Origin of the sequence: Commensalibacter oyaizuii (assembly GCF_029953265.1) — a bacterium.
Classification (GTDB): Bacteria; Pseudomonadota; Alphaproteobacteria; order Acetobacterales; family Acetobacteraceae; genus Commensalibacter; species Commensalibacter oyaizuii.
The window spans coordinates 1,071,541-1,090,183 of sequence record NZ_JASBAO010000001.1 but is presented as its reverse complement, the minus strand read 5'-3'; the positions used below and the strand labels follow the sequence as shown (position 1 = coordinate 1,090,183).

The following is an 18,643-nucleotide window of genomic DNA, read 5'->3' as shown; positions in this document are numbered from 1 at the left end:
TATTATCTTAAGGAAAAGAAATGCCATCACCTTTGCAAAAAATTATTCAACAACATCATTTGATATCGCTTGGGACGGGGATGATTGCTGCCTTGGGATCTTTTGGATCTTTTTTTGTGACTTTTGATGGTATGGCACAAGATACAATGCAACGACCTTTATTTATGCCAACGCGGGATGCGACGGTCGTTTATGCTGTGCAACCTGAAAATTCACCCTTAGTACAAACACGCAAAATATATTTCTCTGGCAATGGAAACACCTTACGAATTGATGGTCCAAATCATATTGGAATGACGATCGTTGATTCAGCAAAAAAAACGGCCATCGTGATTGCCAATAAATCCAAAGTATATACAGTCATTCCCAGTAAGTCTGGGCAATCTGGTTTGTTTTTAGATGATAATATGAAATTTGTGAAAAAAGGATCAGATCGGGTTGCTGGGATTTTATGTGATCGTTGGAAGGTTACCGGCAGTAAAGGTAAATCTGACGTTTGTATTACAAAAGATGGAGTTTTATTACAGCAAGAGGGCGTTGACGCTGATGGTCAAGAGGGAAAAACGGTTGCCATTTCCGTCGATTATAATGCTTTACCCGCATCTACTTTTCAGGTGCCTGTTGGTTATCAACAAATCAAGTTACCTGAACGAAAAGGGGACGTCCCTGCATTGGTTACCCCCAACAGTAATGGTCAACCTTTAAGTCCAATAAAGGCACAACCTCTTGATCCAAGTAAGGGGGTTAAGGTAAATGCAAATGAAAATCCATTTATCACCCCACAACGTGATGTGGATGTTGTTTATGCAATTGCCGCTGCAATGCCTGGGTTACCACCGTTTCATCAACGGATGCGGTGGTCGGTTGGCGAATGGAAACAACGTATAGATTCCCAAGGCGTTGATACGTATATGATTACTGATTATCGTAAACGTGAATTGGTTGTTTTAAATCCAGAGCTTAGGAAAAAAACTACGATGCCTGCACCTGGGGATGCCATTTTAGCACCTGGTCAAAAACCATCTGGTGATTATATCAAAGTGGGCGAAGCAACGGTTGCAGGGCAACATTGTAACGAATGGCAAATTGTTGATAGCGAGGGAAACCCCAATGATATTTGTTACACAGATGACGGGGTTATGTTAAGGGTTGTTCGTAATAACATCCCATTAGTGGTAGCATTGAAAGTAGCGTATGCACCGCAAGATTCTAAATTATTTAATGTGCCGACCAATTTGAAAGAATTGGCACCAGCACATCCATAAAAAAGATTAATGTTATAGGTTATATTGTTTTTGCGGCTTGTAAAACCTCTTCAACGTGACCTGTAACTTTAACTTTAGGCCAGATTTTAAGAATTTTACCCTGCTCATCAATTAAAAAGGTTGTGCGTTCAATACCCATATATTTGCGTCCATACATGGATTTTTCGACCCAAACACCATAATTTTCAGTGACACTTCCCCCTTCATCAGAGGCTAGGGGGAATGTTAGGTTGTATTTGTTGGCAAAGGCTTGTAATTTTTTTACTGGGTCTTTGGAAACCCCAATGACTGGGATATTTAAATCATTTAAAGCAGCTAAATTCTCTTCAAAGGCACATGCTTCTTTGGTGCATCCTGATGTATCGGCTTTTGGATAAAAATAAAGAATAAATTTCTTTCCCTGTAACGAAGCAAGAGAGATTGAATTATTTAACTGCGTAGGCATATTGAAATCGGGTGCTTTTGCACCTTCGGTTAATTGAGTCATGGTTATTCCTTGCAAGGTTGTATTTATACAGACTGATTAAGCTTATCATACAAAACTTATGGTAAAGGCCCAACAGTTTTAATAAAAATCTTACGAACTTGTTGACCAATTTTGTGGGCTTTTTCTTGTATGGTTTGTAGAGGGTTATCAGTATGTCTTTTGGATTTTTTTAATAAATCTCTGGATAATACTTCTATGATGGTTGGGGTAACTTCATTTGATAAATCTTGTGGTGGATGTTTTCCAAAAAAGATTCGTAGTAAACTTTGTGTATTGCGCCAAAAGTGATCTGCTTTGATTAAAGTTTTTGCTTCTTTGGGGGATAAATATCCATGATTTGCCAATCGACGCAAAGCAATACGGGTGCAAGGATGGCGTACTACCGCATCGCGAGCAGTTAATTGTAAGGCTTGGGCAATAAATTCAACTTCCATCAACCCACCTGTTAGATGCTTGATGTCCCACGGACTGGAAGGGGGGGCATCACGTAATAACCGTGCCCTCATGTTGGCAACATCTTGTAAGATAGCTTGGTTGCTATATTGATGCGGGGGGGTTGATAAGGCGTGATTAATTGCAGCCATAACGCGTTTTTGTAACTGAACAGAGCCACCAATAACGCGTGCGCGCGTTAAAGCCATCCGTTCCCATGTCCATGCTTCTTCTTTGTGATATCGTTCAAAAGAGGAAAGGGAAACCGCAACTGGACCTTTACTGCCAGAGGGACGCAAACGCATGTCAACCTCGTATAATGGGCCAGCTGTTCCAGCATTGGTAATGGCTGTGATAAATGTTTGGGTTAAACGGATATAATAATTATTTGTCGATAAAGATCGCTGGGCTGGGATTGCGTTTGGGGTGCAGACACTTTCATATGTTTCGGTGGGGTGATCAAAGATTAACATTAAATCCAGATCAGATCCCGAAGCCATTTCCCACGAACCTGCTTTACCTAAAACAACAATACAAATACCACCATCGGGAACAATACCGTATTTCTGTTGATGTTCTTTAGTAACTTTATCAAGTAATGCCTTCATGATGGTATTGGCCATGGCCGTACGTAAAATATGGGTTTTATTTAACCCTAGTTGATTTTCAATACGTGCAACTGATAATCTGAATTCTTCACTGTGAACCAAGCTGTGCAATGCTGGTAATGCATCAATGTAAGATTCAGAATTTTTCAAATAATCACGAATAGTTTTTTGCAAATTAAAGCGGCTTTTAACAATATTTACTTCTAATAAAGCATCCAGTGCTGAAGGATTATTTGCAATATATTCTGCTATAAAATGTGATGTTCCTATGATAGATGAAAGCCGTTTAATTAAGGCAGGGTTTCGTTCAAACAAAGAAAGCAATTGTATACCTGCACGATGACGTGCCAACAAAGTATCAAATCGCTGTAAAATAAGTAAAGGGTTTCTTTCGTTAGCAAAGGCATCTAAAATTTGAGGTAACACATTGGTTAAAATCGTTCTTGCTTTTGCTGTTCTTAGGGCCCTGGGACCACTGCCGTTCCACGATTGTAGAATAGTTGCAGCTTCATCAGGAAAACCTTTATTATTAAGATATTCTTTTAATTCGTGGGTAGGCATATCCAAGACGTATCGTTCTTTATGCTCTGGAGCAGCGAAAAGACCATCAAATGTTATACGTACGTGATGCATTAGAGGAAACAATTCACGAGCAAATTGTTCTGGGTTATCATATCCCATAAAGACTGAGAATTTTTTTACCTCCTCTAAATTATCAGGAAGGGAGTGCGTTTGATAGTCATTTTGCATTTGCAAGCGGTGTTCTGTTTTACGTAGCAATTCATAAGCGTTGATTAATTTTTGGGTTGAAGCCGAAGGAATTAGATCTTTTTCAACGAGTTTTTTTAGCCCCCCGACAGTGGTAGAGTCCTGTAATTCAGGAAAACGTCCCCCCCAAACCAATTGCATTGTTTGAGGGCAGAATTCAATTTCTCTAATTCCACCATGTCCTAATTTAATATTTTGGCCAGTCAACCACTCTAAAGCAAGATCATCGGCAAGATTGGGAGGGAGTTGGGAGAGATTACATTTGCCAATTTTTTTATGTTGGTCAATACGATTTTTCATCGCATGAATATCGTCAATGACGGTAAAATCTAGATGCCTGCGCCAGATAAAGGGGCGGATAGCTTCTAAAAATGCATAACCTGCGGCAATATCCCCTGCAATGGGTCTGGCTTTGCTCATTGCAGTTCTTTCCCATGTTTGACCAAGGCTTTCATAATAAGTAATCGCTGCAGGCAATGATACGGCAAGGGGCGACGACGATGGATCAGGACGCAGTCGTAAATCTGTGCGGAAGACATATCCGTTTTCATCGCGTTCTTCCATTAAAGTCACAAGCTGTCGGGTCATGCGAACAAAAATCGTATTTAACTCGTCATTATCAGGATATAAGTCAGGATCATACAAAATAATCAGATCAATATCAGAAGAATAGTTAAGCTCCTTTGCACCTAATTTTCCCATGCCAAGTACAATAAAACCGCTGTTTTTATCAGGTGTTTCAGGATGGGGTAGGGTGATTTTTTTGCTTTGATGCAGTTGTAATAAAAGGTGATTAACAGCCAGATTTAAGGTTGCTTGGGCTAAATTACTAAGGGTTAAGGTTATTTCTTGTAAAGACCAAAGATTACCGATATCCGCAATGGCACAGCTAAGGGCAATTTTTTGCTTGGTAATTCGTAATATTCTGGCGGTTGCTTGGCGTGATTCTTGTGTAGAAAAAGCGTGTAGCTGTGCAAAAGTGGTTTTGCATGCTTCGTCTGGACCGTGTTGCAGTAGAAAATCAAAGAATTCGATGTCTTTTAGGATTAAATCTGATAAATAGGGACTGTTCCCACCAATTCCATGGATTAATTCTATGACCTTATCGTGACTTAACACCAAAGGATCTTTTTCTTGTTGTATCCATATTTTCTTTATATCCTCAAGAAGAATATCAGCAGAACGTTGATCCGTTGGTTTAGGCCAATTTTTGTGAAACCATGGGGTATGTGATGGGGACGATGTTGGCATATGACGGTATGTTTCCTGTTGTTTTTTAAATTGTAAAGTGATTGATAGTTTGTTCAACATGCAGCCAGAAAAAAACCATAAATCAAAGACGATAATTAAACAGAACAATCTTATACGATGGATGAAAAACTTTCTATTAGTTCTTGGATTGTTGATTGGTTTTTTTGGACTGAGTTTATTGGTTATTGGAACATATATTACGTCTAAACCTATCGATATTACCTCGATTGTACATCGATGGTTACCTTTACCAATTATTATGGGGGCAGATAAAGCCCATCCAGCAGGAAGACTGACGTTCGATAAACTTGTTGTTACGTGGCCTGTGCAAAAGCAAGGGTTGTCTGCACCTCTTTACATTGACGTTGAAGGTCTAAAGTTATTAGATGCCAAGGGTGTTGTTCAAGATAGCTTGAATCAAGGGCAAGTTGTCATATCTGCTAAGGCATTATTGCACAAAACAATAGAACCCCTATCTGTATATATTTCTGGAGTAAAATTACATTTAAAACGAGGTTCAGATAAGAAAATTCAATTAGACCTTTCTGAACAAAGAAATGGTTCTAAATCTTCTTCTATTCGTTTTAATTTAATGCATTTGCGTCAGGTCAATGCACAACAAGGATATGTTCGGTTTATTGATGAAATTGATCATAGAACCTTGAAATTACAAAATTTTGATATTCATTTAAATCCTTTTTATGTTGATCATACATTGGCTGTCATAGGGCAGATAAGGATGCAATTTGATATAAATGGTCGTAAAGTCGATATTCAAGCCAGCAGCCAGCAAGACCCAAATACCTTAATAACGCATCAATCGTTAAAGCAAAACAGAACACTGCAATGGCAGATTAAATTGGACGAAGTAAATCCTGCCGATTTTGCTGAAATTATGCCTTCATTAAATTCATTAAAGGATATTGATCTTCCTATTTCAACGACAGCGATAATTGGATTTAATATTCAGAAAAATCAATCTATATTCACCCCTTATGACGTGCTACTTGATGTGAAAATGGGAAGGGGTAAAGTAGCTGTTAATAATCAGGCCTTATACCCTTCTGCTGTGCAAGGGCGCATTCATGTAACGTTGCCACCAGATCTGCATAAGCCAGTTCATGCAGAGATTCAAAAAATTGTGTTGCAATTACGCGATCCTGAAACCTTAAATGACGATAAAAGTGGTCCTTTCTTTCAATTTAAAGGAGATATTGGATTATCAAGTCTTGTACAAACAAAAGACGTTGATATTTCTTTTTCAGCGTTTAGCCCAACATTGAATTTTGCCACTATTAAGAAATATTGGCCTGCCACAGTGGCCAAAGGGGCTTACGCTTGGGTTACAGAGAACATCACAAAAGGGATTACAAGTGACTTTAATATTGATGTAGGTTTGTCCAGTCATACAGGATTGCATCATTTAGAATTGACTCATCTAAGTGGAGGTATTCAGAATGCCAAAGACGTTGAGATTCATTGGCTGCGTCCTGTACCACCTTTGCAAAAAATGTCGGCACAGTTAGAGTTCGTAGATACTGATCGAATAAAAATTATGTATCAAGGGGGATATCAAGTCGTTTATCCCAATAATAAACCAACAGAACAGTTCCATAAATTATTAGTGCCACAAGGGGAAATGTGGATTACAGGATTAAATAACCATCAAGAGACGGGAATTATTACCCCTACTATTCAAGGACGTTTACAAGACGTTTTGGCTTTATTGTCAGAACCAAGACTACGATTACTATCGCGTCATCCTATTCCCTTTAAAAATCCATCAGGGGATGTTACGACTCAATTGCGTGTAGAGCTGCCATTAAAAAAGAAAGTTAAAATCGAACAAGTCTTAATTCACGGGCATAATGTAATCAAAAATGCTTATTTAGGGGATGTTGCTCTGGGTAAAGATTTGAAGCAGACATCCTTGGTTATAGATGTAGATTCCAAGCATTTAGAACTAACAGGAAAAGGAATCTTTTCTGTTTTTCCTGTAACATTGAGTTATGCACAAAATTTTTATCATCAACAAAATAATAGTTTGGTGGAAAATGCACAAGCTAAGTTGGAAATAACACCTGCAACTTTAAAAAAAATGGGTGTTGATACTGTGGGTGATCTAAGCGGCGTGACAGAATTATTGGTAGATTATAAAAAGTTATATGATGGACGTTCTTGGGTTAAATTGAAATTTGATTTAACCCAAGCGGAGATTAAACTGCCGATTTGGCAAAAACCTATTGGTCAATATAGCGTTATGGCAGGGGATATTGCTCTTTATAAAAATCAGCTTATCAGTATACAAAATCTTTATGCTAAAGGCACTGATTTATCGGTCGTTGCCAATATAAATGTATATCAACATATTCCTCAACAACTTAATATCACATCTTTTAAAATAGGACGATCTGTTGGACAAGCTACGTTAAATTTTCCTATGACCAAGGCTGCTATCGATAACCCATCAAAAGGCGATATCAGATTATCTATTAAGGCAAAGATACTTGACGCAGTGCCATTTATTAAAAAATATATAGGTAACGATCAAACAAAAGCAGCAAATAGTAAAAAGGGTAAAAAATACCAGGTTCCTGTTGCTGCAACAGGTCGCTATTTAGGTCCTAAAGGTCGCAGATGGGTCGTTAACTTACAAGCACAAGAAATTTACTATAGTCAAAATCAATCCCTAAGTGCTGTTACCGCATATATGGAATATAATGGGGTACGCTTGATGCGTCTATCTTATGGGATGCGTAAACCTTTTTTAGTAACGGCCTCTTTATTTCCTAAAAATCAGTATCGCTATTTTTATTTAGAAGCTAGGGATTTCGGTCAATTACTACAAACATTTGGCATAACAACGCAGTTCGAAGGAGGAGATGCAGTTTTTGAAGGAAAATTTAACGATTCCAATCCATCAGCACCTTTTACAGGAAGTGTTAATATTAAAGATTTCACTTTAAAACATGCCCCTTATGCGATGCGTAAACTAAGCGATGCGTCTATTTACGGATTATTTAAAACCCGTAAAAATAAAGAAATTGTTCTAGATGAGTTGAAAGGTAAACTTTTTTTCGATGAGGGGCGATTAAAAATAATAGATGGTTTAGTTTATAACGCAGAACTAGGAGCAACTTTAGAAGGTGGTATTAGCTTTGATCATTCCTCTTTAGATTTAGAAGGTACGATTGTTCCTGCTTACGCAATTAACCGACTTTTTGGGAGATTGCCAGGTATCGGCAAATGGTTAAGCCCTGAAAAAGGGGGAGGTTTCATTGCGGTACCTTTTGACATTAAGGGACGCTTTTCCGATCCGCAATTTGATATCTACCCATCTCGAATTTTAACGCCTGGTGCTTTAAGAAAATTATTTTAACTTTTGAATATGCTATTTTTATTATCAAATTTGTGAAAAGTATTGTTTTCTATTTTGAACATATCTGCACAAGCAAATGGGTATTTGATCGTAGTATATGTTTAAATCAATAAAAATCATTATCGGTGGGAATAATATTATTTTTGTATTGGCACAGATGTTGATCCAAATATTGGATATAGAGTAATTAAGATCAGTAAATATTAGCCACTAAAATTTTCCTATTGTCCTAGCAATATTGTAAATTTTGCCTTAATCCCGCCTTGATTGGTAATTATTGGTTTGAGGGATATTTGTTAACGTTAAAATAAAAGCATTAAAAATATTGGATGTTGGTTTCGACCATTATTTTTAATCTTATTTCTAATTGTCTTACAAAATTATAAAACCCTCTATAGTTTAAAAAGATTGTCGTGGACCAGATTTAATGGTTACTTTTGATCAAGAAGTCGTCATATTTGTTAATGTTTTTTTATGTTTTACCTTTAAGGTTCAATAGATTAAAAGAGCTATACTATTAAAAAATTATGTTTATATTTAAAGATTAAAGAAATGGAGCATTTAGTAACGTGAATGCGATCGTTATTACGGCATTAAAACGCCCGTATACATTTGTTGTATTAGCTATTTTAATTTTAATTTTCGGTATTTTATCGATTTTTCGTACCCCAACAGACATTTTCCCTGATATTAAAATACCAGTTGTTGCAGTGGTTTGGAATTATACAGGATTGATGCCCGAGGACATGTCTGGACGGGTTGTATATTATTATGAGCGAGCGTTAACTTCAACCGTTGATAATATCGAGCATATCGAAAGTAATTCATTTTACGGGCGGGGTATCGTTAAAATCTTCTTTCAACCTGGGACAAATGTCGCAGAAGCACAAACGCAGATTACTTCAGTCTCTCAGACGGTTTTAAAGCAAATGCCAAGGGGGATTACGCCCCCATTAATATTGAGCTATAATGCTTCTTCAATTCCAGTATTAATGCTAAAAGTTTCTTCAGATACGCTGACAGGTTCGCAGCTATATGACATGGCCTCTAATCTTATTCGCCCATCGTTGGTATCTGTCGCTGGGGCGGCGTTACCATCGCCTTATGGTGGGGTATCTAGTTATGTGCAGGTTGATTTAAATCAAACACGTTTATTAGCCCATGGATTAACCGCTACAGATATTGGTAATGCATTGAGCCAACAAAATATTGTTTTACCTGCTGGTGATCAAAAAATTGGGGCGATTGACTTTATGGTGCAAACAAATGCCACCCCTCGAGCAGTGGAAGAATTTAATAATATTCCAATCAAACAGGTTGGAAACGCCACGGTTTATTTACGAGATGTGGCATGGGTGCATCGGGGGGGACCACCCCAAACCAACTTGGTTTTGGTTAAGGGACATAAAGCCATTTTAATGGTCGTGATGAAGACTGGGAATGTATCCACATTAAGTGTGGTCTCTGGCATAAAAAAACTATTACCGCAAGTTCAAAAAACGTTGCCCCCAGGGGTAAAGGTAGAGGTTATTTCTGATGCATCGACATTTGTAAAAGAATCTGTGCATGACGTGGTTCATGAAATGATTACGGCGGGATTGTTAACCAGCATTGTAGTTATTTTATTTTTGGGATCGTGGCGTTCTACGTTAATTATTGCGACATCTATTCCGTTGGCTATTTTATCAGCTTTAATTGGGTTGGAACTTATGGGGCAAACAATTAATGTGATGACACTGGGCGGATTGGCATTAGCAGTTGGAATTTTGGTGGATGATGCCACCGTGATGATCGAAAATATTGATACGCACATCGAAATGGGAAAAGATCTATATACTGCCATTATTGATGCTGCCAATCAGATTGTTATTCCGACTTTTGTAGCAACATTATGCATTTGTATTGTGTGGTTCCCATTATTCGAATTAACAGGGGTTGGTGGATGGTTATTCATGCCCATGGCAGAAGCAATTATATTTGCGATGTTAGCCTCTTTTATTTTATCACGAACTTTGGTTCCAACGATGGCTTATTATTTGCTGCCTGCGCAAATTGCAGAACACGCCAATCATGATCGTAAAAAATCTTGGTTTCAGCAAGGTCTGGATCGTTTTGATGCGGGGTTTGAGCGGTTCAGACAGCGTTATAAAAATTTATTGGCGCATTTGTTGTCTATACGAAAACGTTTTATCATTATTTTCTTGTCTTTTTCTGTCTTATCTATGGGATTATTATATTTTATCGGGGAAGATTTTTTCCCCGAGATTAAATCAGCAGAGTTAGACCTGCACATGCGTGCCCCTTTAGGAACGCGTATCGAAGAAACAGGTAAAATATCCTATTTAGTTAATCAAGAAATTGAACGGTTGCTTCCAGGTCAGGTCAAGGGAATAGTGAATAATTGTGGACTGCCATTTAGTAGTTTAAATCAAGCATTTATCGCCACACCAACAATTGGATCCCAAGATTGTGATATGACTATTTCGTTAAATAATCCTGAATCCCCTATTTCAGAGTATCGACGCATCTTAAGAAACGGGTTAAGGGATAAATTTCCAGGGACAGATTTTGCCTTTATGCCTGGTGATATTACAGCAAAAATTTTGAATTTTGGATTGCCTGCTCCGATTAATGTGCAAATTGTTGGTCGTAATTTATCCAGTAATTACGAGTTTGCTAAACATGTAGCATCCAAATTAAAACGTATCCCTGGTATTGCAGATGTCAGAGTACAGCAAACGGTTACAACGCCGACATTGATGATTAACACACGTCGTACTTTTGCATTAAATACAGGACTTACAGAATCTGATATTGCAAATAATGCCTTGGCAACTTTATCAGGTAGTGGTCAAGTCGCCCCAACTTATTGGTTGGATACGAAAACGGGCGTATCACATTTGGTGAATATACAAACCCCACAGTCAAATTTGCAAACTATGAATGATCTGGAAACTATTCCCATCAATGGCCCTGATGGGGCATCAGGAAAAACAAAAACGCAAATATTGGGTGCGTTAAGCCATATTTCTCAAACAGGCACTGGGGGTGAAATATCACATTACAATATTATGCCTGTTTTTGAAATTTACGCCAGTAACGAAGGACGTGATCTAGGGGCGGTGACCAAAGATGTAAAGCAAATTGTTAAAGACGTTACCCCGCAATTACCCAGAGGATCAACCTTGGCAATACGAGGGCAGGCAACAACAATGTACGATGCGTATGGTCAGTTGCTGGGTGGGCTAGCTATGTCAATTTTGTTGGTCTACCTGATTATTGTTGTTAATTTTCAGTCTTGGTTGGATCCTTTTATTATTATTACAGCTTTACCTGGTGCTTTGGCTGGTATTGCTTGGAGCTTGTTTTTGACCCATGGTTCGTTATCTGTGCCAGCGTTGACAGGGGCAATTATGTGTATGGGGACTGCAACCGCCAATTCTATTTTGGTTGTATCTTATGCACGTGAACGATTGGCTGAACATGGAGATGCAATTTTGGCAGCGTTAGAGGCTGGATATGGTCGTATTCGTCCTGTGATTATGACAGCCTCTGCCATGGTAATTGGGATGTTGCCCATGTCACTTAGCAATACACAAAATGCACCTTTAGGACGAGCCGTTATGGGTGGATTAACGATTGCAACGATTGCAACCTTGTTATTTGTTCCATGTATATTTGCCGTGGTGTATCATCGAAAAAATCAAAAAAAGGAAACCGTGTAATGTCGGGCTTTTCTAAAAAAACAAAAACGATTTTTGGTGTGGTGATTATTGGGGTAGTTGTTTATACAGGGTTTGAAATTATCCAACGCCAACAGCATGTGCATGAGTTAACAAAACAGGCAAAAGAGGATTCAATCCCAAGGGTGCAATATATTCACCCCCAGACGGGCCCTTCGGTAAGAAATCTAACATTACCAGGGAACGTGACCGCCTGGTACCAAGCACCAATTTACGCACAAGTTTCCGGATACGTGCAGCGATGGTATAAGGATTATGGTGCTGACGTTAAGGCTGGTGATTTGCTAGCAACAATCGATACACCTGGGCTGGACGCACAATATCAAGCTGCCAAGGCAAATTTAAAGGTTGCGCAAACAAAATATCAATTGGCCAAAGTTACTGCAAAGCGATGGCAAGCTTTATCAGGAACAAAGGCGGTTTCTCAGCAAGAGGTTGATGTTCAAGCTGCAAACGCCAAAGTACAACAGGCGTTGGTTGATGCAGCTAGTCACGACGTAGCACGATATGAGGCATTACAAGGTTTTAAAAATATTCGCGCCCCTTTTTCTGGTGTTGTGACTTCACGTTTGACTGATATTGGTGATTTCGTAAATGATAATGGTGATCTAAGTCGTCATGGTAAGGCAACAGAATTATTTACGGTTGCAGATATTCAGCGTTTGCGGGTATTTGTTGATGTTCCTCAAGATTATGCTTCTATTCTCAAGCCTGGATTAAATGTTGAATTAACAACTATTCAGTATCCTGGTAAAATTTTCAAAGCGAACTATTTGACTTCAGCGCGCGCTTTTAACACAACAACACGGACTGTTACGACAGAGTTAACCGTAGATAATGCATCGCACTTGTTATGGCCAGGAACATTTGTACAGGTGCATTTTATCGCCCCAGCAGATCCAGATATTCTGATTATTCCAGAACAAGCTTTGATTTTCAGGGCCCAAGGAATGCAGGTCGCCGTTGTTGGCCCTGATAATCGTGTTCGCATGCACAATGTTCAATTGGGAAATAATCTAGGAAAGTCAGTTCAAATTTTGTCAGGGATTAGTAAGACAGATAGGATTGTTAATAATCCTTCGGCAGGGTTGTTGGATGGGCAATTGGTGAAGGTTGTGGACAGCACGCCAGGTTATAATGATGATTTCCAAAATAGTGAACATGTTACATCCAAACATGAAAATGAATCATTGAAAAAGAATGCTGTGCAACCGAGCGAGGTGCAACAATGATTTCTAATTATACTTACAACAAATATAAAAAAGCAACCGTCTGTTTAGTCACAAGTTGTTTATTATTATCAGCTTGTGATCTTGCACCCAAATATAAGCCTGTTCAATTTGCATTGCCCGATAGTTGGCAGGGAACAAAACCTTTTTTTCCTGCTAATCCAGCAGATGAAATTCCAAAAGGCACTTGGTGGACAGTATTTAATGATCCTGTGTTAAATCAGTTAGAAGAACAGCTTAATCAAAATAATCCTGATTTGCAGGCTGCGGCTGAAACTTTTATGCAAAGCAGAGCAATTTTAAGCGAGGTTAAGTCACAATTATATCCTCAATTAAATTTGCAAGCAGGTGGGGGGAAATATAAACAATCTGAAAACCGTTTATTTCGAAGCTCTACTAGTAATGGACCTATTACTGAAACCAATACAGAATATCAGGGGGCTGCATTATGGGAAATTGATTTGTGGGGGCGCATTCGCAATCAAATCAAAATGCAACGCAGTTTAGCACAGGTTAGTGCTGCAGATTATCAGTCTGCTAAATTAAGTTTACAGGCAGATTTGGCACGACATTATATGATTTTGCGGGGATATGATGCGCAAAACGAAGTTTTAAAAGAGTCCATTCAATATTACGAAGCCGCGGTTGATGTAACGCGTATGCGCCAAATGGGGGCAATTGCCGCGGGGATTGATGTTTCAAGGGCCGAGAATCAGTTGGAGATGACTAAAGCACAACAAACAGAGGTGCAAGCACAACGCGATATTACTGAGCATGCTATTGCAATTTTGGTTAACAAAGTACCAATGGGTTTTCATATTGCCCCTATAAAGTCAAATGAAGCGATGAGGGTGCCTAAGGTGCCTTTGGGTATTCCGTCCAGTTTATTACAGCGCCGACCTGACATTGCCAGTGCTGAACGTCAAATGGCTGCTGCTAATCGTGCAATTGGCGTATCAAAAGCTGCTTTTTATCCTGATATTACAATTAATGCGGTTGGCGGATTTCAGGATAAAGGCTTTGGATTGGCTAATATGCCCAACAGTATGTGGTCTGCAGCTGTCCAAGCCACGTTGCCCTTGTTTCAAGGTGGTCTGCGTAGGGCAACATTGCAAAGAAGCTGGTCACAATATCGTCAGACAGAGGATAATTATCGTTCTGTTGTATTGAATGCATTTAAAGAAGTTGCAGATAATTTAACCTTAACCCAAAGAATGACCACAAAGTTGCAACAAAATAAAGAGGCTGTAAATGCTGCATTACGTACGCAAAGTATGGCCATGTCTTTATATACGGGGGGGTTAACGAATTATCTAGATGTTGTGACTGCCCAAAATGCTGCTTTAACAGCCCGAATTGCAGAGGTTGAGACAAAAACCAGTTTGATGCAGGCCTCGGTTGGATTAATTCGGGCATTAGGTGGGGGTTGGGATATAAAGGAATTGCCCGCAAAGAATTTAGAATCTGTGGGGGTATTTCAATATCAGAATCTTAGAAACGCTCATCAATTCCCTGGGTATGAGCAAAAAGAACAATCATCAAGTTATAATCTTAAAAACGATGAATAGGATAATATGTTTAATATAATATAAAATAATATTATTTCAAAAGGGATATCATTGTATGAAGTCATGTTTACTGGTTGGATCCGTTGGACATCCCAATTTTGGTGATGAAGCAATAATGCGTGTTTGGATTGATAATTATCAACAGGTTTTGCATGACAGAATAATATTTTGTGATGGTCCAGGCAGAAATTTAAAAAAATGTATTGATCAAAGTCGCGTGCAAAATGTTCATGTTGCGTCAGAGTTACAAAGTATTTATAGTACGGTTGGATATTTTGATTATACTGGAAGCAAAGTAGCCATTCGGGATATCGATCATTATAAAAAAACGATCAAATTAATTGCTAAAAATTTAAGGGAATTTGAAACGGAATCCATTCATCTTTTTGGGGGCGGTTATCTAAATTCTTTATGGAAACATAATTATGGTTTGATCATTTCTTCTTTATTGGTGGGTTTAGAAGCTAAAATTCCTGTATTTGCTTCTGGTTTAGGGGTATTACCTTGCGATCCCAAGAATCATAATCTTCTTAAATTATTGGAATATTTTATAGATCTTGATGTCAGAGATAAGGAAAGTTTTAATTTATTATCATCACTTTGCAATTCATCTGCGATCAGTTTTTCTGGCGATGATGTTCTTTTGGCTTTTTGTGCGGATAAAAATATATTGGTAAATGAGGAAGACGATCCGTCGATCGTAATTTGTTTACAAAATGACTTATTTGAAGGATACGGTTTTCTTGACAAGATTTTATCAGACGATTGTTTATCTGTATATATAAATAAAAACATTAAAAACATTAAAATCATTTCCGCTATGGAAGACGATGTTAAAATTCAAGATCAAGCAACATTGGACAGAATTCAATCGTTTGGTATGACGGTGACTAATATTGATCATTACGCCCTAATCGAACAGGGGTTGCCAGTCAATAAACATAGTTTTTATATTACAAGCCGCTATCACTTTCACCTTATTGCATCATTATGGGGATGCAAAGGGATTGCTGTGTCCAATCATCACTACTACGACGTTAAGCATAATTCTGTAAATATCATGGGAAGCTTATGGAAAGTATGTAATCTTGATGAAGCCACAAATATTTTTTTGGATTCAGAGAAAATATCTTATCTAATTGAGTTATCATCTTCTTATAATGAAACAGTCAGAAAATTTTATATGAGTAAAAAGATTGCTTTTAGAGACTCCTTATTACAAAAAATTGGTGGAACCATAGATGATAGTTTTAATATGGACTTCGTTGTTGATTTAATAAAGACGATTGATGCCCCGTCGGTGTTATAAGTAATTAAAATTTTACATAAAAAAAGTTTAAAAGACTTGACAAAATCTTAAAAAGAAAGCAAATAAACAAGTTCTTAATCGGAACGCGGGAGAATACTCTAATCATTAAGGGATGTTTCCTTGGGGTTTTCGTGTGAACCGCGGTCTGGGTAGAAAATTTTAAGGAGACCCGGATATGGCCAAAAAGATTGTTGGCTACATTAAATTACAAATTCCTGCGGGGAAGGCAAATCCATCCCCACCAGTTGGTCCAGCATTGGGGCAACGTGGTTTGAATATTATGCAATTCTGTAAAGAATTCAATGCTGCAACGCAAAATCTTGAGCCAGGAATGCCAATTCCTGTGGTGATTACAGCATATGCAGATCGTACATTTAGCTTTATTACCAAAACACCCCCTAACACTTATTTCTTGTTGAAAGCAGCCAAGCTTTCCAAAGGGGCGTCTGTAATTGGTAAAGGTGCAACAGTTGGTACTGTTAAAATGAGTCAATTGCGTGAAATTGCTGCTGAAAAAATGAAGGACATGAATGCGAATGATGTCGATGGTGCAGTTCGCATGTTGGTTGGTTCTGCACGTTCAATGGGCTTGAAAGTAGAGGAGTCTTAAGACATGGCTAAAAATAAACGTCTTGCTGCGGCTCAAGCTACTTTGGAACGGAATAAAGTTTATTCTCTACAAGAAGCAATTGCACTAGTCCTTGGAAATGCTAAAGCAAAATTTGATGAAACGATCGAAATTGCAATCAACTTGGGTGTAGATCCTCGTTATGCTGACCAAATGGTTCGTGGATTGATGTCTCTTCCTCATGGAACAGGTAAAACATTGCGCGTTGGTGTTTTTGCTCGTGGACCAAAAGCTGAAGAAGCAAAAGAAGCTGGTGCCGATGTTGTTGGTGATGAGGATTTAGCTGAAAAAATTCAAGCTGGTCAAATTGATTTTGATCGCTGTATTGCAACCCCTGATATGATGGCTTTGGTTGGTCGTTTGGGTAAGGTTCTTGGGCCACGTGGTCTGATGCCAAATCCTAAATTAGGAACCGTAACCATGGATGTTAAAGGGGCTGTACAAGCTGCTAAATCAGGTCAGGTGGAATACCGTGCTGAAAAAGGCGGTGTTGTCCATGCTGGTGTTGGTAAAGCATCTTTTAACGCTGACAATCTTCGTGAAAATATCCGTGCATTCGTGGATGCAGTGCAAAAAGCACGTCCTACAGGTGTTAAAGGTACCTATATGAAGAAGATTTATCTTTCTTCTACGATGGGTCCTGGTGTTGAAGTTGATGTTTCTAGTGTTAACGCTGGATAATATGATATTTGAGTTATCGTTGTTTTATTGTATAAAATAACGTATATACGGGGCAAGTTTAATTTGCCCCAACCTGTCCAAGACCGTGCGTAATTTTATTTTAAAAGTATTTATTGCTGCGAACGGGAGGCGGGGCTGGTATATTATAGGTTTTAGTAATCTGTTTATGTGCTAGTGATACCGTTTAGGACAGGCGAACCGAGTTATATCTTTATGGATATAACTTAAATGGCAACCTGAAAAGTCATTTTTTTTTGACTGATCAAAATGGAGACGGGATTTGGACCGCACGGAAAAACAAGCGTTTGTTGCTTCCATGGCATCTGTTTTCGCAAATACGTCAATGCTCGTTGTTACACGTAACAAAGGATTGGACGTTGCTGCTGTTACAGAATTGCGTCGTCGTATGCGCGCTGCTGGTGCAACTTACAGAGTTGGAAAAAACCGCTTGGTCACCCTCGCCGCTAAAGGTACCCCATTCGAAGCTATTACCCCATTGTTAACTGGACCTACTGCTCTTGCATGGGCACAAGATCCAGTTTCAGTTGCGAAAGTAGCCGTCGAGTTCGCCAAAACCAATGATAAACTGGAAATTCTTGGTGGTAATTTAGATGGGCAAATGCTTGATTTAAATCAAGTTAAAGCTCTTGCTGAATTGCCTTCATTGGATGTCTTGCGTGCACAGCTGGTTGGGCTTATCTCTACACCTGCTACACGTATTGCTGGTGTTGTTCAAGCTCCTGCTGGACAATTGGCACGGGTTTTTGGCGCTTATGCGGACAAAGGTGAAGCGGCTTAGGACTAAGCGTTTTAATATTTATTGGTCTGTTGAATGTTTCAATGGGCTTGTGTTGAGCCACTTATTAGTATATAAATAGGATAGATATCATGGCTGATTTAGCTAAAATTGTTGAAGAATTATCTGCATTGACTGTTTTGGAAGCTGCTGAGCTTTCTAAATTATTAGAAGAAAAATGGGGCGTTTCTGCTGCTGCTCCTGTTGCTGTTGCAGCTGCTGCACCAGCTGCTGGCGGTGCCGCTGCTGAAGAAAAAACAGAATTTGATGTAATTCTTGCTAAATCTGGTGACAAAAAAATTAACGTCATTAAAGAAGTTCGTGCAATCACAGGTCTTGGCTTGAAAGAAGCTAAAGATATGGTTGAAGGTGCGCCAAAAACTCTTAAAGAAGGCGTAAGTAAAGATGAAGCTGAAAAAATCAAGAAAACTCTTGAAGAGCAAGGTGCTACAATCGAACTTAAATAAGATTGTAAATCAAACAGTGGTGGGGCTTTCTT

Annotated in this window: 12 protein-coding genes; 10 read left to right on the top strand and 2 right to left on the bottom strand. The window is 38.6% G+C overall.

Annotated elements, in window-relative coordinates; translation table 11 throughout:
- Nucleotides 1-20 precede the first annotated feature (20 nt).
- Complete coding sequence (locus QJV27_RS04795) at nt 21-1,265, top strand: DUF4412 domain-containing protein (RefSeq protein WP_281447833.1); 1,245 nt, start codon at nt 21-23, stop codon at nt 1,263-1,265.
- Between the two features lie 19 nt (nt 1,266-1,284).
- On the opposite strand, the gene bcp is transcribed toward QJV27_RS04795, so the two are convergent.
- Nucleotides 1,285-1,752, bottom strand: coding sequence for a thioredoxin-dependent thiol peroxidase (gene bcp, locus QJV27_RS04790; RefSeq protein WP_281447832.1), 468 nt, complete (start codon nt 1,750-1,752; stop codon nt 1,285-1,287).
- A 56-nt stretch (nt 1,753-1,808) separates the two neighbouring features.
- A complete protein-coding gene (locus tag QJV27_RS04785; protein ID WP_281447831.1) occupies nt 1,809-4,871 on the bottom strand; it encodes a bifunctional [glutamine synthetase] adenylyltransferase/[glutamine synthetase]-adenylyl-L-tyrosine phosphorylase in 3,063 nt (1,020 codons plus the stop codon).
- 61 nt (nt 4,872-4,932) lie between these two features.
- Here QJV27_RS04785 and QJV27_RS04780 point away from each other — a divergent pair, with 61 nt between their 5' ends.
- From QJV27_RS04780 to rplL, 9 genes are all read left to right on the top strand, one after another.
- Complete coding sequence (locus QJV27_RS04780; RefSeq protein ID WP_281447830.1) at nt 4,933-8,190, top strand: AsmA-like C-terminal region-containing protein; 3,258 nt, start codon at nt 4,933-4,935, stop codon at nt 8,188-8,190.
- 569 nt (nt 8,191-8,759) lie between these two features.
- Complete coding sequence (locus QJV27_RS04775; protein WP_281447829.1) at nt 8,760-11,915, top strand: efflux RND transporter permease subunit; 3,156 nt, start codon at nt 8,760-8,762, stop codon at nt 11,913-11,915.
- Nucleotides 11,915-13,165, top strand: coding sequence for an efflux RND transporter periplasmic adaptor subunit (locus QJV27_RS04770; RefSeq protein ID WP_281447828.1), 1,251 nt, complete (start codon nt 11,915-11,917; stop codon nt 13,163-13,165). The genes QJV27_RS04775 and QJV27_RS04770 overlap by 1 nt, the downstream gene beginning before the upstream one ends.
- Nucleotides 13,162-14,730 (top strand): efflux transporter outer membrane subunit, encoded by a 1,569-nt coding sequence (locus QJV27_RS04765; RefSeq protein ID WP_281447827.1) that lies wholly within the window; start codon nt 13,162-13,164, stop codon nt 14,728-14,730. The genes QJV27_RS04770 and QJV27_RS04765 overlap by 4 nt, the downstream gene beginning before the upstream one ends.
- A gap of 55 nt (nt 14,731-14,785) precedes the next feature.
- Nucleotides 14,786-16,039: a polysaccharide pyruvyl transferase family protein gene (locus tag QJV27_RS04760; protein ID WP_281447826.1), complete on the top strand. Its 1,254-nt coding sequence runs from the start codon at nt 14,786-14,788 to the stop codon at nt 16,037-16,039.
- 175 nt (nt 16,040-16,214) lie between these two features.
- Nucleotides 16,215-16,649, top strand: coding sequence for a 50S ribosomal protein L11 (gene rplK, locus QJV27_RS04755; RefSeq protein ID WP_281447825.1), 435 nt, complete (start codon nt 16,215-16,217; stop codon nt 16,647-16,649).
- Between the two features lie 3 nt (nt 16,650-16,652).
- Nucleotides 16,653-17,348: a 50S ribosomal protein L1 gene (gene rplA, locus QJV27_RS04750; protein WP_281447824.1), complete on the top strand. Its 696-nt coding sequence runs from the start codon at nt 16,653-16,655 to the stop codon at nt 17,346-17,348.
- A 280-nt stretch (nt 17,349-17,628) separates the two neighbouring features.
- The gene (gene rplJ / locus QJV27_RS04745; protein ID WP_281447823.1) at nt 17,629-18,147 is read left to right on the top strand and encodes a 50S ribosomal protein L10; all 519 of its coding nucleotides are present in this window, start codon (nt 17,629-17,631) and stop codon (nt 18,145-18,147) included.
- An 89-nt stretch (nt 18,148-18,236) separates the two neighbouring features.
- Complete coding sequence (gene rplL, locus QJV27_RS04740) at nt 18,237-18,611, top strand: 50S ribosomal protein L7/L12 (protein WP_281447822.1); 375 nt, start codon at nt 18,237-18,239, stop codon at nt 18,609-18,611.
- The last annotated feature ends 32 nt before the right edge of the window (nt 18,612-18,643 follow it).